General features: G+C 67.5%; 19 protein-coding genes and 2 pseudogenes. 7 read left to right on the top strand and 14 right to left on the bottom strand.

Annotation, left to right across the window (positions count from 1 at the left end; all coding sequences use genetic code 11):
- Nucleotide 1 precedes the first annotated feature (1 nt).
- Nucleotides 2–1250 (bottom strand): annotated as a pseudogene (locus tag F9Z44_RS07905) (acyl-CoA dehydrogenase family protein).
- Nucleotides 1251–1263: 13 nt separating this feature from the next.
- Complete coding sequence (locus F9Z44_RS07900; protein ID WP_159605028.1) at nucleotides 1264–2313, bottom strand: phosphotransferase family protein; 1050 nt, start codon at nucleotides 2311–2313, stop codon at nucleotides 1264–1266.
- A gap of 144 nt (nucleotides 2314–2457) precedes the next feature.
- On the opposite strand from F9Z44_RS07900, the gene F9Z44_RS07895 reads away from it, so the two are divergent.
- Nucleotides 2458–3258: an SDR family oxidoreductase gene (locus F9Z44_RS07895; protein WP_236574293.1), complete on the top strand. Its 801-nt coding sequence runs from the start codon at nucleotides 2458–2460 to the stop codon at nucleotides 3256–3258.
- A 428-nt stretch (nucleotides 3259–3686) separates the two neighbouring features.
- On the opposite strand, the gene F9Z44_RS07890 is transcribed toward F9Z44_RS07895, so the two are convergent.
- From F9Z44_RS07890 to F9Z44_RS07855, 8 genes are all read right to left on the bottom strand, one after another.
- On the bottom strand, nucleotides 3687–5324 hold the full coding sequence (locus F9Z44_RS07890) for a 3-(methylthio)propionyl-CoA ligase (protein WP_159605024.1): 1638 nt from the start codon (nucleotides 5322–5324) through the stop codon (nucleotides 3687–3689).
- 84 nt (nucleotides 5325–5408) lie between these two features.
- Nucleotides 5409–6635: an ABC transporter substrate-binding protein gene (locus F9Z44_RS07885; RefSeq protein ID WP_159605022.1), complete on the bottom strand. Its 1227-nt coding sequence runs from the start codon at nucleotides 6633–6635 to the stop codon at nucleotides 5409–5411.
- A 104-nt stretch (nucleotides 6636–6739) separates the two neighbouring features.
- Nucleotides 6740–7540, bottom strand: coding sequence for an enoyl-CoA hydratase-related protein (locus F9Z44_RS07880; protein WP_159605020.1), 801 nt, complete (start codon nucleotides 7538–7540; stop codon nucleotides 6740–6742).
- Complete coding sequence (locus F9Z44_RS07875) at nucleotides 7537–8556, bottom strand: branched-chain amino acid ABC transporter permease (protein WP_159605018.1); 1020 nt, start codon at nucleotides 8554–8556, stop codon at nucleotides 7537–7539. The genes F9Z44_RS07880 and F9Z44_RS07875 overlap by 4 nt, the downstream gene beginning before the upstream one ends.
- Nucleotides 8557–8559: 3 nt before the next feature.
- The gene (locus F9Z44_RS07870; RefSeq protein ID WP_159605016.1) at nucleotides 8560–9432 is read right to left on the bottom strand and encodes a branched-chain amino acid ABC transporter permease; all 873 of its coding nucleotides are present in this window, start codon (nucleotides 9430–9432) and stop codon (nucleotides 8560–8562) included.
- A 12-nt stretch (nucleotides 9433–9444) separates the two neighbouring features.
- A complete protein-coding gene (locus tag F9Z44_RS07865; RefSeq protein WP_159605014.1) occupies nucleotides 9445–10164 on the bottom strand; it encodes an ABC transporter ATP-binding protein in 720 nt (239 codons plus the stop codon).
- Nucleotides 10161–10985, bottom strand: a complete 825-nt coding sequence (locus F9Z44_RS07860) for an ABC transporter ATP-binding protein (protein ID WP_159605012.1) — start codon at nucleotides 10983–10985, stop codon at nucleotides 10161–10163. The genes F9Z44_RS07865 and F9Z44_RS07860 overlap by 4 nt, the downstream gene beginning before the upstream one ends.
- A 13-nt stretch (nucleotides 10986–10998) precedes the next feature.
- Nucleotides 10999–12177 (bottom strand): acetyl-CoA C-acetyltransferase, encoded by a 1179-nt coding sequence (locus tag F9Z44_RS07855; RefSeq protein WP_159605010.1) that lies wholly within the window; start codon nucleotides 12175–12177, stop codon nucleotides 10999–11001.
- 140 nt (nucleotides 12178–12317) lie between these two features.
- On the opposite strand from F9Z44_RS07855, the gene F9Z44_RS07850 reads away from it, so the two are divergent.
- From F9Z44_RS07850 to F9Z44_RS07830, 5 genes and pseudogenes are all read left to right on the top strand, one after another.
- Entirely contained in the window at nucleotides 12318–13094 is a 777-nt protein-coding gene (locus F9Z44_RS07850) for an enoyl-CoA hydratase (RefSeq protein ID WP_159605008.1), read from the top strand.
- A gap of 75 nt (nucleotides 13095–13169) precedes the next feature.
- On the top strand, nucleotides 13170–14468 hold the full coding sequence (locus tag F9Z44_RS07845; RefSeq protein WP_159605006.1) for a flavin-containing monooxygenase: 1299 nt from the start codon (nucleotides 13170–13172) through the stop codon (nucleotides 14466–14468).
- A 214-nt stretch (nucleotides 14469–14682) separates the two neighbouring features.
- A pseudogene (locus F9Z44_RS23270) lies at nucleotides 14683–14751 on the top strand (hypothetical protein); the annotation flags it as partial.
- Between the two features lie 102 nt (nucleotides 14752–14853).
- Complete coding sequence (locus tag F9Z44_RS07835; protein WP_162147740.1) at nucleotides 14854–15951, top strand: AAA family ATPase; 1098 nt, start codon at nucleotides 14854–14856, stop codon at nucleotides 15949–15951.
- Between the two features lie 134 nt (nucleotides 15952–16085).
- Complete coding sequence (locus F9Z44_RS07830) at nucleotides 16086–16622, top strand: HNH endonuclease (protein WP_159605004.1); 537 nt, start codon at nucleotides 16086–16088, stop codon at nucleotides 16620–16622.
- A gap of 101 nt (nucleotides 16623–16723) precedes the next feature.
- Here the strand turns inward: F9Z44_RS07830 and F9Z44_RS07825 are convergent, their stop codons facing one another.
- From F9Z44_RS07825 to tesB, 3 genes are all read right to left on the bottom strand, one after another.
- Nucleotides 16724–17506, bottom strand: a complete 783-nt coding sequence (locus F9Z44_RS07825) for an SDR family NAD(P)-dependent oxidoreductase (protein ID WP_159605002.1) — start codon at nucleotides 17504–17506, stop codon at nucleotides 16724–16726.
- 40 nt (nucleotides 17507–17546) lie between these two features.
- A complete protein-coding gene (gene fadB, locus F9Z44_RS07820; RefSeq protein ID WP_159605000.1) occupies nucleotides 17547–19703 on the bottom strand; it encodes a fatty acid oxidation complex subunit alpha FadB in 2157 nt (718 codons plus the stop codon).
- A 97-nt stretch (nucleotides 19704–19800) separates the two neighbouring features.
- Nucleotides 19801–20691, bottom strand: coding sequence for an acyl-CoA thioesterase II (tesB, locus tag F9Z44_RS07815; protein WP_159604998.1), 891 nt, complete (start codon nucleotides 20689–20691; stop codon nucleotides 19801–19803).
- Nucleotides 20692–20874: 183 nt separating this feature from the next.
- Between tesB and F9Z44_RS07810 the strand changes: the two genes are divergently transcribed.
- On the top strand, nucleotides 20875–23586 hold the full coding sequence (locus F9Z44_RS07810) for a LuxR C-terminal-related transcriptional regulator (RefSeq protein ID WP_159604996.1): 2712 nt from the start codon (nucleotides 20875–20877) through the stop codon (nucleotides 23584–23586).
- Nucleotides 23587–23748: 162 nt separating this feature from the next.
- On the opposite strand, the gene F9Z44_RS07805 is transcribed toward F9Z44_RS07810, so the two are convergent.
- Nucleotides 23749–24648, bottom strand: a complete 900-nt coding sequence (locus tag F9Z44_RS07805; protein WP_159604994.1) for an SDR family oxidoreductase — start codon at nucleotides 24646–24648, stop codon at nucleotides 23749–23751.
- Between the last annotated feature and the right edge of the window lie 20 nt (nucleotides 24649–24668).

Genomic DNA, 24668 nt, shown 5'->3' with positions numbered 1-24668 from the left:
CTCAGGTGACGTTGTAGTAAGCAGCGGTCGAGCCCAGGCTCTCGCGCGCCCGGCTCAGTTCCTGGCGCGCAATGGCGCGCAGGTGCACCTCGTCCGGGCCGTCGAAGAAGCGCATCGCGCGGCCCCAGGTCCACAGGTACGACAGCGGCGTGTCGGGCGTGATGCCCATGGCACCGAAGACCTGCATCGCGCGATCGAGCACGCGGGTCTGCAACAGTGCAGCGACCAGCTTGATCGCGGACACATCGATGCGCGCGGCCTTGTTGCCCTGCGTGTCCATCAGCCAAGCGGCGCGCAGCACCAGCAAGCGGGCCTGGTCGATCTCCACCCGCGAGTGGGCGATCCAGTCCTGCACGTTGGCGAAATCGCTCAGGTGCTTGCCAAAGGCCTTGCGCGTGAGGGCGCGCTCGCACATCAGTTCCATCGCCAGCTCGCACTGGCCGATGGAGCGCATGCAGTGGTGCACGCGCCCCGGGCCCAGGCGGGCCTGCGCCAGTGCGAAGCCCGCGCCCTCCTGGCCGAGCAGGCTGGAGACCGGCACGCGCACGTTGTTGAAGGTGACTTCGCAGTGCCCTTCGGGCGTGTGGTGGTTCATGATGGCCACGTTGCGAACGATGGTGAAACCGGGCGTGTCCAGCGGCACGATGACCATGGAATGCCGGCTGTGCGCACTGGCCTGCGGGCTCTCGTCGGAGACCCCCATCACGATGGTGAAGCGGCACAGCGGGTGCATGGCCCCGGTGCTGAACCACTTGCGGCCGTTGATCACGTACTCGTCGCCTTCGCGGCGGATCGTGGTCTGGATGTTGGTCGCGTCCGACGAGGCCACATCGGGCTCGGTCATCGAAAAAGCACGAACGGATCTCGCCCGCCAGCAGCGGCTTGAGCCAGCGCTCGTGCTGCTCGGGCGTGGCGAACAGGTGCAGCATCTCCATGTTGCCGGTGTCGGGTGCGTTGCAGTTGAACACCTCCGAAGCCCAGGGGATGCGGCCCATGATCTCGGCCAGCGGCGCGTACTCCATGTTGCTCAAGCGCGTGCCCGGTTCGCCCTCGCGCAGACCGGGCAGGAACAAGTTCCACAGGCCGGCATCCTTCGCCAGCACCTTGAGCGGTTCGATGACCGACGAGGGGTAGACGCCGCTGTCGGCCAGGCGCTGCCACTCGCGGTTTTGCGGCAGCACGTGCCGCTCCATGAACTGGCGCAGCGTGCGCTGCATCTGCTGGTTGTCTTCGGAAAACTGGAAATCCAAGGGGTGCTCCTGATCAGGCTGTGAGGACGGGTGTGTCGATGGCTTCGAGGCCGCGCTGCGCCATGGCCACGCTGAGCGCGCCAACCTCGGCCGCGTTGTCGGCCACCGCGTTGCCACGCTGCGCGCGTGCCGCGATGCCTTCAAAAATGACGGCCCAGCGCATGAAAGCAAAGGCCCAGTGAAAGGGTTCGGGCAAGGCGCCACAGCCGATGGCGCGGTGGTAGTGCGCCATGTAATCCCGCTCGTCGGGAATCCCCAGTGTCTCGAGGTCCAGCCCGCGGATGCCGCCGAACTCGGTGGGCAGGGTGCGCCAGGGCACGGTGTTGAAGGCCACGTCGGCCAGCGGGTGGCCCAGTGTGGAGAGCTCCCAATCGAGCACGGCGACCACGCGCGGCTCGGTGGGGTGGAACATCAGGTTGTTGAGCTTGAAGTCGCCGTGCGCGATCGTGGTGGTGTCGTCGTCGGGCATGTGCACGCCCAGCCAGGCGATGAGTTCGTCGATGGCCGGGTTCTCGCGCGTTTTCGACAGCGCCCACTGCTGCGTCCAGCGGCGCAGCTGGCGCTGGAAGAACTGCCCCGGCTTGCCAAAGTCGCCCAGGCCGGCGGCGCGCCAGTCCACCTGGTGCAGGCGGGCCATGGTCTCCGCCATGGCCAGGTAGACCGCGCGCCGCTCCGCCGGCTCCATGCCCGGCAGAGCGTTGTCGCCGAACACGCGGCCCTCGACCCGGTCCATCAGATAAAAGGGCGTGCCGATCACCTCGTTACCCGCGTGGTACAGCACGGTGGGCGGCACCGGCAGCGCGGTGTCGGCGAGCGCGCGCATCACGCGGTACTCGCGGTCCACCGCGTGCGCCGAGGGCAGCACCTCGCCCGCGGGCTTCTTGCGCAGCACCATGCGGCGGTTGTCGAAGTCGACGAAGTAAGTCGGGTTGGACTGCCCGCCGCCAATGGCCTGCAAGCGCATGGGACCGGTCAGGCCGGGGAGGTGATGGCGCAGAAAGGCCTCCAGCGGCGGGGCAAATCCGGGCGGGGTCGTGGTGAGCGGGGTATCGGAAGGTGGCATGGCGTCACAAGGCGGGACCGGTGCGCCGAGGTGGGCACCGCGCCAGCGATGGTGGAGGAAATCCGCCGCGCCGCATTCGTCCGATCCGACGATGTGGCACCGCATGCACCGGAATTAGTCTGGGACCCACCACAGGAGACCCACGTGAGCACCACCCACCGCACCGTTCAACAACTTCACGACCTGCGCGGCCGCACCGCGCTCATCACCGGCGGCTCGCGCGGCCTGGGCCTGCAGCTGGCGCACGCGCTGGGCGAGGCCGGCGCGCACCTGCTGATCAGCGCGCGCAAGGCAAGCGACCTGGAGGATGCCGCCACCGAGCTGCGCGCCGCCGGCCACACGGTGGACGTGTTCGCCGCCGACGGCCGCGACGACGCGCAGGTGCTCGCGCTGGTCGACCACGCGCTGGCGACGCTGGGCCAGATCGACATTCTGGTGAACAACGCCGGCGCCACCTGGGGCGCGCCGGCCGAAGACCACCCCATGGACGCCTGGGACAAGGTGATGGACCTCAACGCACGCAGCGTCTTCCTGCTCACGCGCGAGGTGGTGCGCCGCTGCATGTTGCCGCGCGGCGAAGGCCGCATCGTCAACATCGCCTCGGTGGCCGCGCTGGGCGGCACGGCGCGCTCGATGCAGGCCGCGGCCTACCACGCGAGCAAGGGCGCGGTGGCCAGCCTCACGCGCGCGCTGGCCTGCGAGTGGGGCCCGCACGGCATCACGGTCAACGCCATCCTGCCCGGCGTGTTCCCGAGCAAGATGGCACAGCACATGCTCAAGCCCGACGTGCTGGCCCCCATCGTCGCGAGCGTGCCGCTGCGCCGCATCGGCGACGACGAAGGCCTCAAGGGCGCGGTGCTGCTGTTCGCCTCCGACGCCGGCCAGCACATCACCGGGGTGCTGCTGCCAGTGGATGGCGGGGCTTCGGCGGTGGTGGGGGCTTGAAGGTCATGCCTGCGTTGGCTCAGGGCCGCTGGCGTGGGCGCCCGTGCTCCGGCGCACCTCGCGGACGAGTGCCCGGGCAGTCGATACATCACCGCATCAACGCCGTGGCTGGCGCGCAACCTCTGCGGCAAGCGCGAATGGCGCCTGCGCACAGTCGCCCCCACCATCGACCCCAGTCGCACCCTTGTGCGCCAGCAGCAAGTCAGACTCCCCTGCAGGCGTACCCACCCGTCACTCTCGACGTCGGGTGGGGTTCGCGGGCGCAGGCGCCATTCGCGGTTGCCACAGAGGCTGCGCGCCGACCACGGTGTTGACGCAGCAGCGGCGGCGCCCCCGGGCAGGCGCCCGCGAGCGAGCGCCGGAGAACGCGGACCACGCCCGGCGTCAGCGCGAAACCCGCGAGCGAAGCGGGCAACGCGACAACCAGCTCAAGCCGTGGGCAGCTTGTGCTCGCGGTACTGCTCACGCAACTTGGTTTTCAGCAACTTGCCGGTGGCCGTGTGGGGCAAGGCGTCGACGAACAGCACCTCGTCGGGCAGCCACCACTTGGCGATGCGTGTGCCCAGGTGGTCGAGCAGGTCTTGCGGCTCCACGCTGGCACCGGGTCGCTTCACCACCAGCAACAGCGGGCGCTCCTGCCACTTGGGGTGCGAGACACCGATCACCGCCGACTCGGACACGCCGGGGTGCGAGGCCGCTGCGTTCTCCACGTCGATCGACGAGATCCACTCGCCGCCCGACTTGATCACATCCTTGGCGCGGTCCACCAGCTGCAGGTAACCGTCGGGGTCGATGGTGGCCACGTCGCCGGTGGGAAAGAAGCCTTCTTCATCGAGCACCGAGCCGCCCTCACCGCGGTAGTAGCCGCTGGCAATCCAGGGGCCGCGCACATAGAGGTTGCCGAAGGCCACGCCGTCCCAGGGCAAGGCCTTGCCGTCTGCGTCGACGATCTTCAGGTCCACGCCCCAAACGCCCCGGCCCTGCTTGAGCTTGATCTTCACCAGCTCGTCCTTGTCGATGCCCGCGTGCTTGGGCAGCAGCTTGCTGATCACGCCGATCGGGCTGGTCTCGGTCATGCCCCAGCCCTGCACCACCTCGGCGCCGAACTGGTTCTCGAAGCGCTCCAGCACCGAGCGCGACACCGCCGCGCCGCCAATGCCGATGCGTTTGACGCCGAGCGTGCGCGGGTCGAGCTGCGGATTCTTGTCGAGGTACTGGAACAGCATCATCCAGACCGTGGGCACGCCCTGCGAAAAAGTCACCTTCTCGTCGCGCATGAGCGTGTAGACGCTCTCGCCGTCCAGATGCGGGCCAGGCAGCACCAGCTTGGCGCCCACCATGGCCGCCGCGTAGGGTGCGCCCCAGGCGTTGGCATGGAACATGGGCACGATCAGCATCAGCGTCTCGGCCGAGCTGATGCCGAAGGTGTCGGGCGCCAGTTCCATCAGCGTGTGCAGCAGCGTCGAGCGGTGCGAGTACAGCACGCCCTTGGGGTTGCCGGTGGTGCCCGAGGTGTAGCAGAGGGACGACGCGCTCTTCTCGTCGAACTCGGGCCAGGTGTATTCGGTGCTCTGGGCGTCCAGCAGCTCGTCGAAGCACATCAGGTTGGGCACGCTGATGGCCGGCATGTGGGCGCGGTCGGTCATGGCGATGAAAGCCTTGACCGATTTGAGGCGCGGAGCGAGCTGCTCCACCAGCGGCGCGAAGGTGGTGTCGAAGAACAGCACCTGATCTTCGGCGTGGTTGACGATGTAGTCGATCTGCTCGGGAAACAGGCGCGGGTTCACCGTGTGCAGCACCGCGCCACTGCCCGAGACGCCGTAGTACAGCGCCAGGTGGCGGTACGAGTTCCAGGCCAGGGTGCCCACGCGGTCTCCCTGCTGGATGCCCAGGGTCTTGAGCGCGTTGGCCACCTGGCGCGAGCGCAGGCACACGCCCTGCCAGTCGGTGCGGTGCACCGTGCCTTCGGGCAGGCGAGAAACAATCTCGGTGTGGGGGTGGAAGGTGGCTGCGTGCTCGATGAGTGACGAGATCAGCAGCGGGCGGTCTTGCATCAGGCCGTGCATGGGATGTCTCCTGGTAAAAAACAGTTCACCCGCAGCGACTGCCCGGTGGGAGCACCAGGGCGGCCGTGCGGGTGTGTGTGGGCTTCAGCCGCCGAAGATGGGGCCGAACGACTCGTAGGCCTTGCCGTTGAAACGCTGCAGCGTCTTCTTCTCGATCGGATAGTAGTCCGTCGGGGAGGTCTTGATGTCGATGCCCGGATACAGCATGGGTGGCGTGAAGTTCAGGTTGGCGGCCTGCTTCATCACGTTCTCGCGCGTGAGGTTGTCGCCGGCCTGCTTGAGCATCTGCGTGATGGTGGCCGCGGTGGCGTAGCCGATGACGTTGAGCGTGTCGTACGGGTCGCCAGCGGGGTAATACTGCTTCATCACCGACAGGTACTCGTCCACGTCCTTGTTGCCCTTGCCGGCCGGGTCGTCAGCGCCGAGCAGGTAGGTGGAGGTGATGATGCCCACGGAGTTCTCGAAGCCGGCTGGCTTGAGCACCGAGTTCATCGACTGCGACACACTGGAGACGTAGTGCGCGGGCTTCCAGCCGATCTCGGCCGCCTTGCGGATGGCCTGGGCCGCGAACTTGGGCGTGGAGATGTTGAAGAAGGTGTCGGCGCCCGAGGCCTTGAACGACACCATCTGGCTGTCAATGGTCGGGTCGGTCACCTCGTAGGTCTGGAACGACACGACCATGGTCTTGGCCTTGTCGCCCAGCGCGTCCATGAAGCCCTTGTGGAAGTCCTTGCCGAAGTCGTCGTTCTGCATCAGCACGGCGATCTTGGCGTTGGGGTTGGTCTGCAGGATGTGCTGCGCGTAGACCTTGCCCTCGGCCTGGTAGGTTGGCTGCCAGCCCATGGTCCAGGGGAAGGCCTTGGGGTCGCCGAAGCGCGTGGCGCCGGTGGCCACGAAGAGCTGCGGCACCTTCTTCGCGTTCATGTAGCGCTGCACCGCGATGCCGTGCGAGGTGCCCAGCGATCCCACCATGGCCAGCACCTCATCCTGCTCGACCAGCTTGCGCGTCTGCTCGACCGACTTGGCCGGGTTGTAGGCGTCGTCGGCGGTGATGAAGTTGATGCGCCGGCCATTCACGCCACCGCTGGCGTTGACCTTCTCGAAGTAGGCCGTCATGGCCTTGCCGATGGTGCCGTAGGCCGAGGCCGGGCCCGAGTACGGCACCAGGTTGCCGAGCTTGATTTCCTTGTCGGTGGCGCCGGGGTCGTACTGCTTCTGCGCCTGGGCCGACAGGGGCAGCAGGGCGGCCAGCACGAGGCTGGCACCGAGCTGGAGGGACCGGCGCAAGCCGGCGTTGTGGGTCTTCTGCATGTGTGTCTCCGTCTGGGTGGTGATGGCTGGGGCTCGGGCCTCATCGTAGGAACGCGGCCTGCGCGGGGCATCGTCGAAACTGACGATATTGGTGGCGCGACAAGTCAGCGTGGCGGGAACACCGGCTCGCGCTTGCCCAGAAACGCCTGCACGCCCTCGGCAAACGTGGGCCGGTCGATCAGCTCGCGCTGGCGTTCGGCTTCGCTGCGCATCTGCTCCACCAGCGTCTGCTGGCCAGCGAGTTCATACACCGCACGAACCTCCTGCGCCGCGTGCGCCGGCAGCGCGGCCAGGCGTCGTGCGATCGCCAGCGCCTGCGCGGGCAGATCGGCATCGTCGATGCACCTCCATACCAGGCCCCACTGTGCGGCCTGCTCGGCGCTCAGGCGCTCGCCCAGCAGCGACATGGCCACCGCCCGCGCGCGGCCCACGCTGCGTTCCAGGAACCAGGTGGTGCCCAGGTCGGGCACGATGCCCAGGCGCGGCATGAAGGGCAGGTAGAAATACGCCGAGCGCGCGGCCAGCACCACGTCGGCCGCCAGCGCCACGCCCACGCCGGCGCCGGCACACGCGCCGTTGACCGCGCTCACCACCGGGAAAGGAAGCGTGCGCAGGTCTTCGATGAGGCGGTTCGACAGCGCTTCCATCGCGTCCGCAGTCTGCGCACCCAGGCTGCCGTCGCCCGGCGGTGACATGGAGCCCAGATCGGCACCCACGCAGAAGGCCTTGCCGGTGCCGGTGAGCAGCAGCGCGCGCACCGTGCGGTCTTCGCGCAATTCGGCCAGCGCGGTGCGCAGCGCCTGCTGCAGCGGCATGGTGAGCGGGTTCAGCCGCGTGGGGATGTTCAGGCGCAGCAACGCCACGGCGCCGTGGCGCTCGCTCACCAGCACGGTCTCTTCGCTCATGGAGCCGCCCGGCGTTTCCAGCGCGCGCTGGTGCTGCGCAGCAGGCCCACCACGCCGCCCGGCATGGCGAACATGATGGCGATCAGCACCACGCCGTACACCGCCCAGGGCGCAGCCTTGGAAATGCTCTCGGCAAAACTCGGCACGAACATGATGAAGAGCGCGCCGAAGAACGCGCCCCACACCGTGCCCAGGCCGCCCACCACCACGCCCACCAGCAGCGAGATCGAGAGGAACAGCGTGAACGAATCGGGCGAGACGAACTGCACCGCAATGGCCGAGAGCGCACCACCCACGCCGGTGAACGCGGCCGAGATGCCGAAGGTCATGGACTTGTAGTGCGGGTTGTCCACGCCCATGGCCTCGGCGGCCAGCGCGTGGTCGCGAATGGCACGCATGGCGCGGCCGCTGCCGCTGGAGAGCAGGTTGTGCCCGATCACGAACATGACCACCGCCACCACCAGCGCGTAGAGAAACAGCCACTGGTCTTGCGAGAGCGGCAGGCCGAAAGGCGCGTCGGGCTTGATGAGCACGATGCCGCCGACACCACCGGTCCACTGCTCCAGGTGCTTGTATTTCAGCAACTGCGGCATGGCCACGGCCAGCGCAAACGTGGCCAGTGCCAGGTAAAGGCCTTCAAGCTTGAGCGCGGGCCGGCCAAAGAGATAACCGATGACCAGGCAGGCCACGCCCGCCACCGGCACCGCCACCCAGTACGGCAGGCCGCCGTGTTCCATGGCGATGGCGGCGGCGTAGGCGCCCAGCGCGAAGAAAGCGCCGTGACCCAGCGAGATCTGGCCGTTGTAGCCGGTGAGGATGTTCAGGCCGAGCAGCGCAATGGCGTAACACAGCACCATGGTGCCCTGGAACAGCTGGTAGCCCTTGAGCACCCAGGTGAGGCCGGCCACGACCAACACCAGCAGCACGACCCAGGGCCAGGTGGCGCGTGGCGCCGCGGCGCGAACGGGGGTGGCGGAGCGCACGGGATTCAGAACGGCGGAATGGCTGGAAGACATGGTTCAGACCCGGGTGACGATGGTCTTGCCGAGCAGACCGGAAGGCTTGACGATGAGCACGCCGATGATCAGCACCAGCGCCACCGAGAGCTTGAGCTCGGTGCCCACCACGTAGGTGCCGAGCAGGTTCTCCAGCACGCCGACGATGAAGCCGCCGAGCACCGCGCCGATGGGGTTGTCGATGCCGCCGATGAGGGCGCCGGCAAACGCGTAGAGCAACACGCCGGTCATCATGTTCGGGTCCAGAAAGACCACGGGCGCGACCATCATCCCGGCCACCGCACCGATGGCCCCCGCCAGGCCCCAGCCCAGCATGAGCATCCGGCCCACGTTGATGCCCACGAGCCGCGACGAGGCAGCGTTCTGCGCGGCGGCGCGCATGGCCAGGCCCAGCGGCGTGAAGCGCAAAAACATGAAGAGCAGCGCCACCATGCCCAGCGCCACCACGATGGCGCCCACCTCGTGCGCCGACATCAGGCTGCCGCCATACCAGGCATCGGCCGGGAACGGGCTCGGGAAAGGCTTGATGGTGTAGCCGAACAGAAAACCCGCCAGGCTGTGGAAGATCACCAGCAGACCGATGAAGACCACCACCACCGAGAGCACCGGCGCGTCGTGCATGGGCCGGATCACCGCGAACTCGATGGCTGCGGCGAGCACGAAGGACAGCACCACCGTGATGGCAAACGCCGCCCAGTACGGAAAGCCGGCCTGGATCAGCGACCAGGCGATGAAGGTGGAGAACATCGCCATCTCGCCCTGGGCGAAATTGATGTGGTGCGTGGCCTGGTAGATCATCACCAGCGCGAGCGCCACGCTGGCGTAGATGCCGCCGGTGGCCAGACCGGCGAGGAGTTGGTGCAGGAATTCGTTCATGGGAAGGTTGTCCTATTCACCGAGGTAGGCGCGGCGCACCGCGTCGTTCTGGCGCATGTCGGCCGAGGGGCCGCTGAGCACCACGCGCCCGGTTTCCAGCAGGTAGGCGGTGTCGGCCAGGTCGAGTGCGAGCTTGGCGTTTTGTTCCACCAGCAGGATGGAGACTTTCTCCTCCTGATTGATGCGTTTCATGATCGCGAAGATGTCTTTCACGATCAGGGGCGCAAGACCAAACGAGGGCTCGTCGAGCAGCAGCAGGCGCGGGCGGCCCATGAGCGCGCGGCCGATGGCCAGCATCTGCTGCTCACCACCCGAGAGCGTGCCGGCCTGCTGCGTGGCGCGCTCGCGCAGGCGTGGAAAGTAGCCGTAGATGCGCTCCATGTCGTCGGCCACGCCGCTGCGGGTGCGGCGCGAGAAGGCGCCGAGCTGCAGGTTTTCTTCGGTGCTCAGGCCCATGAAGGTGCCGCGCCCGTCGGGCACGTGGCCCACGCCGAGCTGGGCGATCTGTTCGGTCGAGCGGCCGTCGATGCGCTCGCCCGCCAGCGTCACCGAGCCGCTGGCCTGCACCATGAAGCGGCAGAGCGCGCGCAGCGTGGTGGTCTTGCCGGCGCCGTTGGCGCCCAGCAGCGCGGTGACCTGGCCCTCGGCCACGTCCAGGTCCAGCCCCTGCAGCACCTGGGTGGCGCCGTAGCGGGCCCGCAGGCCGCGCACTTCCAGCAGGTTGGTCGTCATGCGGTGGCTCCCTCTTCTTCGTCGGCGCCCAGGTAGGCGCGGATCACCTCGGGGTGGGCGCGCACCTCGGCCGGCGTGCCCTGCGCGATCTTCTTGCCGAAGTTCAGCGCCACCACGCGGTCGGAAATCTTCATCACCAGGCCCATGTGGTGCTCCACCAGCAGCACCGTCACGCCCAGGCGGTCGCGGATGTCGCGGATGAGGTCGCCCAGGCCTTCCAGCTCTTCGTGGTTCAGACCGCAGGCGGGTTCGTCGAGCAGCAGCAGCTGCGGCTCGCTGGCCAGCGCGCGCGCCAGCTCCACCCGCTTCTGCGTGCCAAAGGGCAGGTCGGCCACCACACGTTCGGCCACGTCGCCGAGCTGCAGGAAATCAATCAGCGATTCGGCACGCGCCTGCGCCTCGGCCTCGATGCGCGCCGCACCCGGCAGGCGAAAGGCGTTGCGCAGCATGCCCGCGTGGTGCTTGCTGTGGCAGCCCACGCGCACGTTGTCCCTCACGGTCATGGATCGGAACAGCGCGAGGTTCTGAAAGGTGCGGCCGATGCCGATGCCGGCCATGCGGTGGCGCGGCAGGCGCGAGATGGTCTGCCCTTCAAACACGATGCTGCCGGCGTTGCACTCGTACAGGCGCGAGAGGCAGTTGAACAGCGTGCTCTTGCCAGCGCCGTTGGGCCCGATCAGCGCGCAGATCTCCCCGCGGCGGATGTCGAACGACACCCCGTCCAGCGCCACGATGCCGCCGAAGCGCACGGTGACCCCCTGCACCTGCAGCAGGGGGGTATTTGTTGTCTTGTCTCCGGAATCTCTTTTGTGGGGGGTCATGGCAAGGCGGGCGTTACAAGCGTTCTATGACGGTGACGTTGGCCATGCCACCGCCCTCGCACATGGTCTGCAATCCGTAGCGCTTGCCGCGCGCGCCCAGCGCGTGGATCAGCGTGGTCATGAGCTTGGTGCCCGAGCCGCCCAGCGGGTGGCCCAGGGCTATCGCGCCGCCATTCACGTTCAGGCGGTCGGCGTCCGCGCCCAGCGCCTTGAGCCAGGCCAGCGGCACCGAGGCAAAGGCCTCGTTGACTTCGTAGAGGTCGATGTCGGCGATGTTCATGCCGGCTTTCTTCAGCGCGCGCTCGGTCGCGGGGATGGGCGCCTCCAGCATGATCACCGGGTCGTGGCCGATCACCGTCATGTGGTGGATGCGCGCCAGCGGCTTCACACCCAGCGCCTTCAGGCCTCGCTCGTTGACCACCATCACGCCGGTGGCGCCGTCGCAGATCTGGCTGGCGTTGGCCGCGCTGATCACGCCGCCCTCCTGCAGCAGCTTCACGCCCTGGATGGACTCCAGCGTGGCCTCGTAACGGATGCCTTCGTCCTTCGTGTGCATGTCGGCCGTGTCCACGCCGTTCGCATCGCGCACCGGCAGCGGCAGGATCTCGGCGTCGAACGCGCCGGCCTGGGTGGCGGCGATGGCGCGCTGGTGGCTCAACAGGGCGAAGCGGTCCAGGTCTTCGCGCACAAAGCCGTACTTGCTGGCCATCATCTCGGCGCCCACGAACTGGCTGAACACCACGTCGTTGTAGCGGCGGTTGATGGACGGGCTCTGGTAGAAGCCCATGCCGGCCTTCTGCGCCAGCGAAGAGGGACTGAACATGGGCACGCGCGTCATCGACTCCACGCCCGCGGCGATCACCACGTCCATGGCGCCCGACATGACGGCCTGCGCCGCGAAGTGCACCGCCTGCTGCGAGGAGCCGCACTGGCGGTCCAGCGAAGTGCCGGGCACGGAGTCGGGCAGCTTCGAGGCCATCACCGCGTTGCGCGCCACGTTGGTCGACTGCTCGCCCACCTGGCTCACGCAGCCCATGATCACGTCTTCCACCAGGGCCGGGTCGGCGCCGGTGCGGTCCACCAGGGCGTTGAGCACCTGGGCGGCCATCTCCACGGGGTGCCAGCCGGCGAGGCGGCCGCCACGGCGCCCCCCTGCGGTGCGGACGGCGGCGACGATATAGGCTTCAGACATGGGGCTGCATCTCGTTGGTTGATGGGGTTGCGGGCATTCTGGGCGGCCCCCCCGGCAGGGGCGTCGTCGGAACGGACGATTTTTGAAACGCCCCGCCCGGCGCACACTGCGCGCACCTGTTTCAAGAGGACGCCCCTTCCATGACCGATACCACCCACCTGCTCGTCAGCCACCCACTGCCCGGCTGCGCCCTGCTCACACTCAACCGCCCGCAAGCGCTCAACGCGCTCTCGGCCGCGCTGCGCGGCGCGCTGGTGCAGGCGCTGCACACACTGGACGCCGACGACAGCGTGCGCGTGGTGGTGCTCACCGGCGCTGGCAAGGCCTTCTGTGCCGGGCTGGATTTGCGCGAGCTCGGCAACGAAGGCGTGCCCACGCTGGGCGACGCCAACGACCCGGTGCGCGCGCTGGCCGCCTTCGGCAAACCGGTGATCGCCGCCGTCAATGGTGCGGCCGTGACGGGTGGCTTCGAACTCGCCCTGGCCTGCGACGTGCTGCTGGCCTCCACCGGCGCGCGTTTCGCCGACACCCACGCGCGCATCGGCGTCATCCCGGGCTGGGGCCTGTCGCAGAAACTGAGCCGGCTGATCGGCCTGCCGCGCGCCAAGGAAATGGCCTTCAGCGGCAACTTCATCGACGCCGAGACCGCCGAACGCTGGGGCCTGGTGAACCGCGTGCTCAGCCCCGACGCCCTGCTGCCCGCCGCGCTGGCCCTGGCCGCCGACGTGGCCAGCGCCGAGCCCGGCATGCTGCACGCCTACAAGCGGCTGATCGACGAGGGCTTTGAACTGCCCATGGGCGAGGCCATGGTGCTCGAATCAAAAAGGTCCAGCGAATGGGCGGCCGCGCAGACGCCCGAGGCCCTGGCGAGGCGGCGCGAAGCGGTGCAGCAGCGCGGACGGGCACAGGCAGGCTGAAGGAGCCGCCTGCGCATGGACAGGCATGGCCTGCCTGGGCCATGATGTGGCCACAACCAGGCCCAGGAGCCCCGCATGGAAAGCAGCACCGGCAAGCGATTCGACGTGGCCATCGTGGGCGGCGGCCTGGCCGGCGTGGTGGCCCTGGCCTATGCGCGCCGGGCCGGGCTGGGCGCCGTGGTGCTGGAGCGCCAGGGCCGCGTGGGCGGGCTGTGGCGCGACCTCCCGGCCTGGCAGGACATCCAGATCAGCACCGCCGACTGGCAGCTCGGCGAGCTGCCGCTGCAGGGCGCGACGCAGCCGCACATCCTGGCCAACATCGAAGCCTGGGTCGAGCACTTCAACCTGGCCGACGGCATCCGGCTGAACACGCCGGTGCAGTCGGCGCGCGAAGACGCCGCAGGCTGGGAGCTGGCCACGCCACAGGGCCTGGTGCACGCGCGGCACCTGGTGGCGGCCACAGGCGCACACAACACACCGGTGATTCCTGCGTGCCCGCGCACCGGCAGCACGGTGCAGGAGTTCCACTCGAGCACCCTGCGCGACCCCAACCTGCTGAACGGCCGCGACGTGCTGGTGGTGGGTGGCGGTGCCTCGGCCTTTGACCTGCTGGACCTGTGTTTTCAGCAGGGCGCGCGGCGCGTCGTCTGGGCCTTTCGCGGCACCCGCTGGTTTGTGCCCACGCGCAAGCCCAAGCAGGTTGCCGGCAGCGTGCGCGGCTTTGCCCGCCTGCAGGCCAGCGGCATGACGGCCGAGCAGCAAAGCGCCGCCATCGGCGCCGACATGCGCGAGCGCTACGAGAAGTTCGGCATCACCGACATCATGCCCACGCAGCCCTTCGACGTGCTGCGCGACCAGCTCATTCCCGGGCGCCCCGGCATGCTCGAACACTACGCAGAGATCGAACGCCACCACGCCAGCGTGGACAGCATCACCAGCGACACGGTGGCGCTCTCAAACGGGCAGCGCGTGCAAACCGAGCTGCTGCTCTGGGGCACCGGCTACGGCATCGACCTGTCGTACTTCGCCTCCGACAAGATCGCCTCCATCCGCACGCTGGACGAATTGGCCGCGCGCTGCGGCTGCATCTTCCGCAGCCTGGACGCCGCCAACCTGTATTTCCCCGGCGTCGGCCTGGACGGCATCGGCTCGTCCCCGTGGGCCTACTCGCTGCTGTGCCGCACCATCATGTCGCACATCCAGGGCACGGCGCGGCTGGACGAGGTGGCCATGGGCCACAAGCTCAACCACTTCGACATCGTCAACCACCTGGCCCCGCGCGACCCGGCGAGCTACCCGCCGGACAGCTGGCGGGCGCAGTACCGGGACATGGCGATGAATACGCCGGATGAGCGGCCTTATCCGATTCCTTGAGGTGGGGCCAATCGCTCAGCGCGCGTTGCGAAATCCGCGCGATGCCGCCCAGTCTTGTCACACGAAGACGTACAGCACCACCGCCTTCACGACAACTCATCAACGCTATCTCTGGGGAGCAGTCGGTCATGCGTAATACTCCATTTTTGACTTGATTCTCGCCGCGAAACCCGCTGCCTCATTGCCTGCTCCGTACTCCAACTGAAAGACCTCAATGTTCAAAACGTTAGTGCTCCACGGATGGCGTCAATTTAGGCGCGTGGAAATAGATTTCCATCCCAGGCTTACGATCCTTACAGGCGCAAACGGAGCCGGCAAGACCACTCTGCTCAGCTTGGCTAGCAGACACTTTGGTTGGGCTAGTTCATTCATTAGCACGCCGACCATGCGCAACAGCAGCGCCGGAATGATGTATTCCGCAGACTTTTGGGACTGGGAAGAGGATGTAGAACCCGAGGTACAAGTCAGCAGACGGAGCGAGCCAGTGGGGCCCCAGATGCCAGTTGGTTCGATCGTGTATGCGAACGACGTTCACGCCGCGTTGACTGTTCCAACGAACAACCCTGGATCAGCCTACGACGTCAACGTCAACGGGCAGCAGAGTGTTGAAGGTCTTCACATACCTTCACACCGAGCCACATACAGCTATCAACAGGTTCAGACTATTCCTACGGTGCCTCGCCGTCGAGCTGACGTTTTCAACAACTATTCCGGCCTCATTCGAACCCGCTTCAGCGGCGGGCACACACAATGGTCTCCGCAGTACTACATGAAGGAGACTTTGATATCACTTGCAACATTTGGGTATGGGAATGCAGCTGTTGAAGCTGATCCTGAGTCAGCAAAGATTTTTGAGGATTTTCAAGAGGTACTGCGACGCATGCTCCCGCCGAAGCTAGGCTTTCAGCGGTTGATGGTGCGAATTCCCGAGGTAGTGCTAGTGACCAACACTGGCAACTTCTCGATAGACGCAGTGTCCGGTGGAGCCGCCGCTGTCATAGATCTCGCTTGGCAAGTTTTCATGTACCAACCTGCCGGCAACGCTTTTGTTGTCACATTGGACGAACCGGAAAATCATCTTCATCCGGAGCTTCAGAGGCGCGTTCTTGCTGATCTTCTAGCGGCCTTCCCTCAGGTTCAGTTTGTAGTTGCAACCCACAGTCCATTTATCGTTGGATCTGTCCCTGAATCTCATGTCTATGTGCTGGACTATGACGACACGAACAAGGTGAACAGCTCGCTGCTAGACACTGTGAACAAAGCAGGATCAGCGAACGAAATATTGAGAGATGTTCTGGGATTGGACTTTACGATGCCCGTCTGGGTGGAGACCAAGTTGGAGGGCTTGGTCGCGCGTTACTCTGAAAGAGATTTCACGAGCGAGATCGTTACTGAGCTCCGGAGAGAAATGGATGAACTTGGCTTGGCAAAGCATGCGCCACAGACAATTGCAAAGCTGGCTGAAAGGAAGGCTGTTCAGTGATACGGCTTCAGAAGCAAAACATCCCAGAGGAGCTCGCCTCCCAAATCTCGCAGAGAACTACACGTTTTCTCCAACTAAATGCTGCGGCTGCGGAGGTTCCAGCGGCATTGGCAAACGCATACAAGACTCCCGAAGTGAAAGCCCTACTTCGAGCTGAGACATCTGACAAATGTGCGTACTGCGAAAGTAAGGTCCCTCATGTCGACTACGGCGACGTAGAGCACATCCTTCCTAAATCAGTAAAACCTGAGCTGCGATACGACTACTCGAATCTCACCTATGCATGCGGGATCTGCAACAACAAAAAGGGGGAGTACTACGATGCCGCAATGCCACTCTTGGACCCTTACCGAGATCAACCCGACGAGCATCTCATTGCCATGGGCCCGATGGTTTTTCGCAGCCCGGCAAGTGACCGAGGTCTACTTACCCAGAAACGTCTAGATCTGAACAGGCCTTCTTTGGTCGAGCAGCGTGCGGAGCGACTGGAGGCCATCGCGACATTGATGGATCAAATCGCTCGCACTACGAACGATGCCATCAAGCAAGTTCTAGTCGAGCAGGTCGAACGAGAATGTGAGTCGGACAAAGAGTATGCATTCGTAGTTCGAAGCTATGTGCAAGCTACCAAGACACTACTAGAGCAAGCGAATCAAGGCGGAGCCAACTGAGATAACCGTCACGCGTTGGACGAGACACTGAATGCATCAAGTGACCGTACACGGCAGAGCGGCTAAGCTCTGCTTCAGATTGAAATGGCCTGCAATCGATCTCACCTCGGCGCCATCCGTATCGCCCCATCCAGCCGCACGCTTTCCCCGTTGAAGTAGCCATTGGTCACCATGGTCTCGACGATGTGGGCGTATTCGTCGGGCTCGCCCAGGCGCTTGGGGAAGGGCACCGATGCCGCGAGCGCGGCCTTCACGTTGTCGGGAGCGCCTTGCAGCAATGGCGTGTTGAAGATGCCGGGCAGGATGGTGTTGACGCGGATGCCTTCGCCCATGAGGTCGCGGGCGATGGGCAGCGTCATGCCGACGATGGCGGCTTTGCTCGCGGCGTAGCTGGCCTGGCCCATCTGGCCGTCTTGTGCGGCCACCGACGCGGTGTTGACGATGGCGCCGCGCTCACCGTCCTGCAGCGGCTCCAGCGTGAGCATGCCGGCGGCGGACTTGGCGATGCAGCGGAAGGTGCCCACCAGGTTGATCTGGATGATGCGGTCGAAGTTGGCGGTGGGAAAGTGTTTGATCTCGCCGGTGGCCTTGTCGCGGCTGGCGGTCTTCACCGCGTTGCCGGTGCCGGCGCAGTTCACCAGGATGCGTTCCTGCCCGTGTGCGGCGCGGGCCTTGGCAAAGCCGGCGTCCACCTGCTCTTCGTTCGTCACGTCCACCGAGCAGAAGACGCCGCCGATTTCTTTGGCCAGGGCCTCGCCTTGTGTGGCGTTGAGGTCGAACAGCGCGACCTTCACGCCGTGGGCAGCGAGGCGGCGCGCGGTGGCCGCGCCCAGGCCGGAGGCACCACCGGTGATGACGGCGGCGACGCTTGAATTGAGTTGCATGGCAAAGACTCCAGAGATTTGGAAAAGGTAAGAGAGGGGTTCAGGCGGCGTGATACCGCTCACCGCCCGCGGCCATGGCGCGCATGCGGGCCGTGGGCTGCAGGGCCGCACCCAGCGTGGGGGCGAGGCGGTCGCAGCGGGCCACCACCTCGGCCAGGCCGAGCCAGTCGGCGTACTTGAGCGGGCCGCCCGCGTAGGCCGGGAAGCCCAGGCCGAGCTGCAGCGCGGTGTCGAGCTCGGCGGGCGTGCCGACCACGCCCTCTTCCAGCGCGTGCGCAGCCTCCACGATCATGGGCAGCATCATGCGGTCCACGATCTCGGCATCGGTAAAGCTGCGCAGGCCGTTCGGTTGCAGGCGCGCCAGCAGCGCGGGCGTGTCGGGCGCGGGCGAGCGGCGCGGCTTGCCTTGCGCGTCGGTCTCGTAGCGGTAGAAGCCGATGCCGTTCTTCTGGCCGTAGCGGCCCTCGCTGGCCATGAGGCGCAGCGCATCAAATTCGATGCGCGGCATGCGCTCGGGGTAGCCGGCCGAGATCACGTCGCTCACGTGACTGCCGGTGTCCATGCCGACCACGTCTTCCAGATACGCCGGGCCCATGGGCCAGCCAAACGCTTCCATGGCGCGGTCCACCTGCACGAAGTCGGCGCCGTCGGCCACCAGCAGCAGGAAGCCGCGCATGTAGGCGGTGAGCACGCGGTTCACCAGAAAGCCCGGGCAGTCGCGCACGACGATGGGCGTCTTGCCCATGGCCACGGCGTAACCCACGGCGGTGGACACCGCCGCCTCGCTGGTGCGGCTGCCGCGGATCACCTCCACCAGCGGCATCATGTGCACCGGGTTGAAGAAGTGCATGCCCACGAAGTTCTCGGGGCGCTTGAGCGGTTGTGCAATGTCGTCAATGCGCAGGCTCGATGTGTTGGACGCGATCACCGTGGTGGGTGCCACACGGCTTTCCAGGTCGGCCAGCACCTGCTGCTTGATGGCGATGTTCTCCACGATGGCTTCGATCACGCAGTCCACCGCGTCAAAACCCGTGTGGTCCGTCTGCGGCGTGATGGACGCGAGCACGCCGTTGGCGCGGTCCTGCTTGAGCTTGCCGTTCTTCACCTGCCGCGCGAGCTGTTTGGCGGCCTCGCCCATGCCCAGCGCCAGCGCGGGCTCGGCAATGTCTTTCATGCGCACCGGCACACCGCGCAACGCGCTGGTGTAAGCGATGCCGCCGCCCATGATGCCCGCGCCCAGCACGGCCGCATGGCGCACCGGCGTGCCGGTGGTGGCGTGGCGCTTGAACACTTTCTTGATCGCCTGGTCGTTCAGAAACGCCTGCACCAGCGCGCCCGCAGCCTGCGTGCGCGCCACCTGGCCAAACACTTTGGCTTCGAGCGCGAGGGCACCCGCGCGGTCGTGGCCTGCTGCCTCGGCCATCATCTGTATCGCACTGTGCGCGGCGGGCTGCTGGCGCGCATTGAGCGGCGCCATCTTGGCCAGCGCGGCTTCAAACACCGGCGCGCGCTCGGCCGCCGGCATGGCCACCGCCTCGCGCTTGCGCTGCTGCAACGCAGTCCAGTCCACCTCGCCGGCCAAGGCGCGGCGCAGCAAGGCCAGCGCGGCGCCGCGCAGGGCCGCGGGCGCCACCACCTCGTTCACCACACCCACGGCCAGCGCCGTGTCGGCCGCTTGCGGCTGGCCGCTGCCCACCCATTCACACGCCACGGCCGGGCCGGCCAGACGCGAGAGCCGCACCGTGCCGCCGAAGCCGGGGAACAGGCCGAGCCTGACCTCGGGCACGCCCACCTTGGCGCAGTCGGCCATCACGCGCAGGCTGCCGGCCATGGTGAGCTCCAGCCCGCCGCCGAGCGCGAAGCCGTTGATGGCGACCACGCTGGGCACAGGCAGGTCTTCAAAGGCGTTGAGGATGGCGTTGCTCTGCAACACGTCAGCGCTGATGGCCTCGGCCGTCAACTGAAACTTCTTCCCGAACTCGGTGATGTCGGCACCGACGATGAACACGTCTTTCGCGCTGGTGACGAGCACGCCCTTGAGCCCGGGCTGCGCGGCCAGCAGCTGCGTGGCCTGGCCGAACTCGGCGATGGTGCGCGCATCGAGCTTGTTGATCGCATCACCCTGGCGGTCGAAACACAGCTCGAACACACCGGGCTCGTCGAGCACACGCACCCACACACTGTGACCTTGAAACACTGGCTGCCTCCCATGCACCGGCACCGCGCCGGGCGTGCACGCAGTCTAGGCAGCGCCCCTGGCGGGCACATCGTCCGAAGCGACGAAAACCAGGCCCTCAGTCGTGGACCCGGATCAAGCCCTCTTGCGCCACCGAAGCCACCAGCACACCGTCGCGCGTGAACACGCTGCCACGGCAGAAGCCGCGCGCACCGGCGGCCGAGGGCGAGTCGGTCTCATACAGCAGCCAGTCGTCGAACCTGAAATCGCGGTGGAACCACATGGCGTGGTCCAGGCTCACGCCCTGCACCTTCGGTTGCATGAAGTTCAGGCCGTGCGGGCGCATGGCCACGCCGAGCAGGCTGAAATCGGACGCGTAGGCCAGCAGCGCCTGGTGGATCAGCGGGTCGTCGGGCAGCTCGCCGGGCGCGCGCAGCCAGGTCTGCGCATGCGGCGGCGTGATGGCGGGGTGCAGCAGGTGCTGCGGGTCCACCGGGCGGATATCGACCGCGCGCGCCTGGTCCACCACCGCCAGCGCCACCGGTGGCAGCAGGTGGCGCAGCTCGCGCCGGCCTTCGCTTTCGTCGCGCAGGCCTTCGGGCGGCGGTGCCTCAGGCATGGCGCGCTGGTGCTCCACGCCGCTTTCGCGCCCGTGGAACGAGGCCGAGAGGTGGAAGATCGGCTTGCCGTGCTGCAGCGCCACCACGCGGCGCATGGTGAAGCTCGCGCCGTCGCGCACGCGGTCCACCTCGTAGTCGATCGGCACGGCCTTGTCGCCCGCGCGCAGAAAGTAGCCGTGCAGCGAATGCGCACCGTGGGCCTCCACCGTGCGCGCGGCCGCCATCAGCGCCTGGCCCAGCACCTGGCCGCCAAACACCGAGGGGCTGCCGATGTCCACATGGCCGCCGCGAAAGCGGTTGTCGTCCAGCCGCTCCAGGCTGAGCTGGGCGACGAGTTCGGCCAGGGCGGCGCGGCGTTCGGTGGGGGCTGCGGAGGTATCGGGTTTCATGCGGAGAGAGCGGGGTGCTGTTGACAAGCGGGGGACAGCCGCGGCGGTTGTCCGGCAAAGTGTACGGAGCAGAATGGGTCACCGAATCGTCTGAATGGACGGGTTGCACGCCGTCCATTGCTGGCACAGTCCGGCGAACGCCGGATGCGGCTGCCCCGACCGACCGCCTGCTCACCGCCACCCATGCCCTCATCCGAACCTTCCCAACGCCCCCACAGCCCACCCGCCTCGCCCGGCACGCGCCCGCGCAGCGGTGTGGCGCTGGAGACCAAGTTCCATGCCCCCGCACCCGTGGCCTCGCTGGTGGTGCGCGAGGGCCTGGCTGACGCGATCTGCAACGGCGTGGGCCAGCTGGTGCTGGTGCGCGCACCGGCCGGCTTCGGCAAGACCACGGCCATGGTGCAGGCGCGCGAGCGGCTGGAGCGCGAGGGCGTGGCCACCGTGTGGCTCACGCTGGACCGCGCCGACAACGACGCCTCGCGCTTTCTGAGCGCGCTCGACGAGGCCGTGGCGCGCCTGGGCCTGCTCGACCCGCAGGACACCGGAGGGCGCGACGCGGTGCAGGCGCTGGCGCAGGCCGAGGCACCGTTCGCCCTCTTCCTCGACGAGTTCGAGACCGTGCACGAGGCCGCCGTGCTGGGTCTGGTGCGCGAAATTGCCGAACACCTGCCACGCAGGGGACGCCTCATCATCGGCTCGCGCAGCCTGCCGCCACTGGGCCTGGCGCGCCTGCGCGTGCGTGGCCAGCTGACCGAGATCGACGCCGAGCGCCTGCGCTTCACGCTGGCCGACGCGGCCACCTACTTCAACCAGCGCCGCGCTCACGTGCTCAGCGCCGACCAGCTGTTTCGCCTGCACCAGAAAGCCGAAGGCTGGATCGCCGCGCTGTGGCTGGCCTCGATGGCGCTGGACCGCAGCGGCGATGCAGCCGATTTCGTGGAACGCTTCTCGGGCTCGGACCGCGCCGTGGCCGACTACCTGGCCGAAGAAGTGCTCGCGCGCCAGCCGCCGCCGATCCGCCAGTTCCTGCTGCGCACCAGCCTGCTGCGCCAGCTCGACGCCTCGGTGTGCGCCGCGCTCAACCCCTGGACCGACTGCGCGAGCCTGCTCGAACAGCTCGACGCCGACCACCTGTTTCTCACGCCGGTGGCGGGCGAGCAGCGCACCTGGCGCTACCACAGCCTGTTTGCCGATTACCTGCGCGCCCAGCTCGAACGCGAGCGGCCCGACGAGGTGGCGCGCCTGCACCTGGCGGCCTCGGGCTGGTACGAGTCGCAAGACCGGCCGGTGCCGGCGATCGACCACGCCATCGAGGGCGGCGACTTCCCGCACGCCATGGAGCTGCTGGACGCGAATGCCGAAGACTTCCTGGAGCAGGGCCGCATGCGCCTGCTCTCGCGCTGGTTCACCACCCTGCCCCCGGCCCAGCTGCGCCTGCACCCGGGGCTGCAGATGATCGCGGTGTGGGCGGCCTGCTTCACGCGCGGCCCCTGGGAGGCGATGGACCTGCTCGAACGCAGCGGCGCCGACGCCAGCGACGACCCGCACCTGCGCGCCCACGCCGCCGGCCTGCGCCCCATGCTGCTGGCCATGCAGGACCGCAACGAGGAAGCGCTGGCCATCGGCCGCGAATCGCTGCGCCGCCTGCCCACCGGCAACCACTTCGCCGACAGCACGCTGCTCAACGCGATGGCGCACATCACCGCCGTGGCGGGCCAGCCGCGCGAGGCGCAGCAGCTGCTGGACGCGGCGCGGCGTGAACAGGGCGGCAGCACCTTCAACCGCATGTACAACGAGTCCACCGAGGGCCTGCTCGATCTGCAGCAGGGCCGGCTGCGCCAGGCCACGGCGCGCTTTCGCCTGGCGGTGGACGCCACGCACGCGGTGAACTACCACCACACCCACGGCAACGCCTGGGCCGGCGTGTTCTACACCAGCGTGGTCTACGAGGCCAACCAGATCGCGCAGGCCGACCACCTGCTCAACGTGTACCTGCCGCTGGCGCGCGACGTGGGCCTGCCCGACCACATGATCCTGAGCCACGCCATGCGCTCGCGCATTGCCTTCATCAACGGCGACGTGGACGCCGCCTCGCTCGCGCTGACCGAGCTGGAGTACCTGGGCAACCAGCGCAAGCTGCCGCGCGTGGTGGCTGCGGCCAAGCTGGAACGCGCGCGCCTGCTGCTGCTGCAGGGCCACGGCGCGGCGGCGCACGACGAGCTGATGCGCGCCGACGATCCCACGCTGTGGGACCGGGAGCAGCACCAGCGCCTGCTGGCGCACGACATCGAATACATGGCGCTGGCGCGCCTGCGCTGGGACATCGTCTGTGGCGACGCGGGCACCAGCCTGCCGCTGCTGGACGCACAGATCAAGCAGGCCACCGCTGCCGCGCGCCACCGCCGCGCGCTGGTGCTGGGCCTGCTGCGCGCGCTGGCACTGCAACGCACGGGCGACACACCGTCGGCCGTGACGCAGATGGGCAGCACCCTGCAGTTCGCCTGCCAGGAGGGCTACATGCGCCTGGTGCTCGACGAGGGCCCGGCCATCGGCATGCTGGTGCAGCGCTACCAGACCCTGCACGACAGTGGACAGGCGCGCGACCCGCTGATGGGCGACTACCTGCAGCGCCTGCTGCAGGCCTTCGGCCCCCTGCCCTCGGACGCCGAAGCGGTGGGCGAGCTGCCCGGCGGCGCGCTGGAGCCGCTCACCCGCAAGGAGATCCGGGTGCTGCAGCTGCTGGTGGAGGGCTATTCCAACAGCGCGATGGCCGAGAAGCTCTACGTGTCGGACAGCACGGTGCGCACGCACCTGCGCAACATCAACATGAAACTCGGCGCCCACAGCCGCACGCAGGCGGTGGCGATCGCGCGCCGCCTTGGCCTGGTGGCCTGACAGGAAACACCCCCTCCCGTGCGCGCCACTCGCGACGCATGAAGCAGCGCCATCCAGGGGCACCGAGGAACCGGCTTTGCCGGGCCTCTGGTGCCGTCCCCCCTCCAAGCGCCGAAGGCGCGCAAGGGAGGGGGGAAGCCGCGCAGCGGCGCAGGGGGGTGTTCAAGAACCGCGCTGCTGCTTGTCGGCGGCGTTGCGGCGCTGGATGCTGGTGCGCGCGGCTTGCCAGTCGGCGTCCGTCATGCTGGCCAGGCTGGCGAAGTTGCCGCCCGTGGCCTGGTACTGGCCGCCGTCGATGGCGATGGTCTGGCCGGTGAGGTACTCGGAGCCCGGCCCCATGAGGAAGACCGCGAGGTTGGCGAGCTCGGGCATCTGGCCGTTGCGTCCCATCGGGTTGCCCTCCACCTTGTGTTCACCGCCCTGGGGGTTCAGGCGCGCGCTCATGCCTTCGGTGGGGAACAGCCCGGGCGCGATGGCGTTGAAGCGGATGCCGCGACCGCCCCACTCCACCGCGAGCGACTGTGTCATGGCGTGCAGGCCGGCCTTGGACATGGCCGAGGGCACGGTGTAGGGCGAACCGTTCCAGACCCAGGTGGTGAGGATGGACACCACCGAGGCCTTGCGGCCCTCGGCCAGCCAGCGCTTGCCGCATTCGAGCGTGGTGTAGAAGCTGCCGCGAAACACGATGTTGGCAATCGCGTCGAAGGCGCGCGCCGAGAGGTCTTCGGTGCGGCTCACGAAGTTGCCCGCTGCGTTGTTGATCAGGCCGGTGAGCGCGCCGCCGTCGGCCCAGATGGCGTCGAGCATGGCCATGATCGCCGCGTCGTCGCGGATGTCGCACACCAGCGGCACCACGCGCCCACCGTGCTGGGCGTGCGCGGCCATCAGTTCTTCGGCGGTCTGCTCCACCACGGGGCCGCGCCGCCCGCAGATGTAGACCGTGGCACCCAGCATGAGCAGGGCTTCGCTCATCACACGGCCCAGGCCGGTGCCGCCACCGGTGACGAGGATGCGGTCGCCTCTGAGCAGGCCGGGTTTGTAGATCAGGTCGTCGAGCGTCATGGCTTGTCTCCGTTGTGTTG

Source organism: Hydrogenophaga sp. PBL-H3, from assembly GCF_010104355.1.
Lineage (GTDB): Bacteria > Pseudomonadota > Gammaproteobacteria > Burkholderiales > Burkholderiaceae_C > Hydrogenophaga.
The sequence above is the reverse complement of the archived record's forward strand: the minus strand, read 5'-3'. Positions and strand labels throughout refer to the sequence as shown.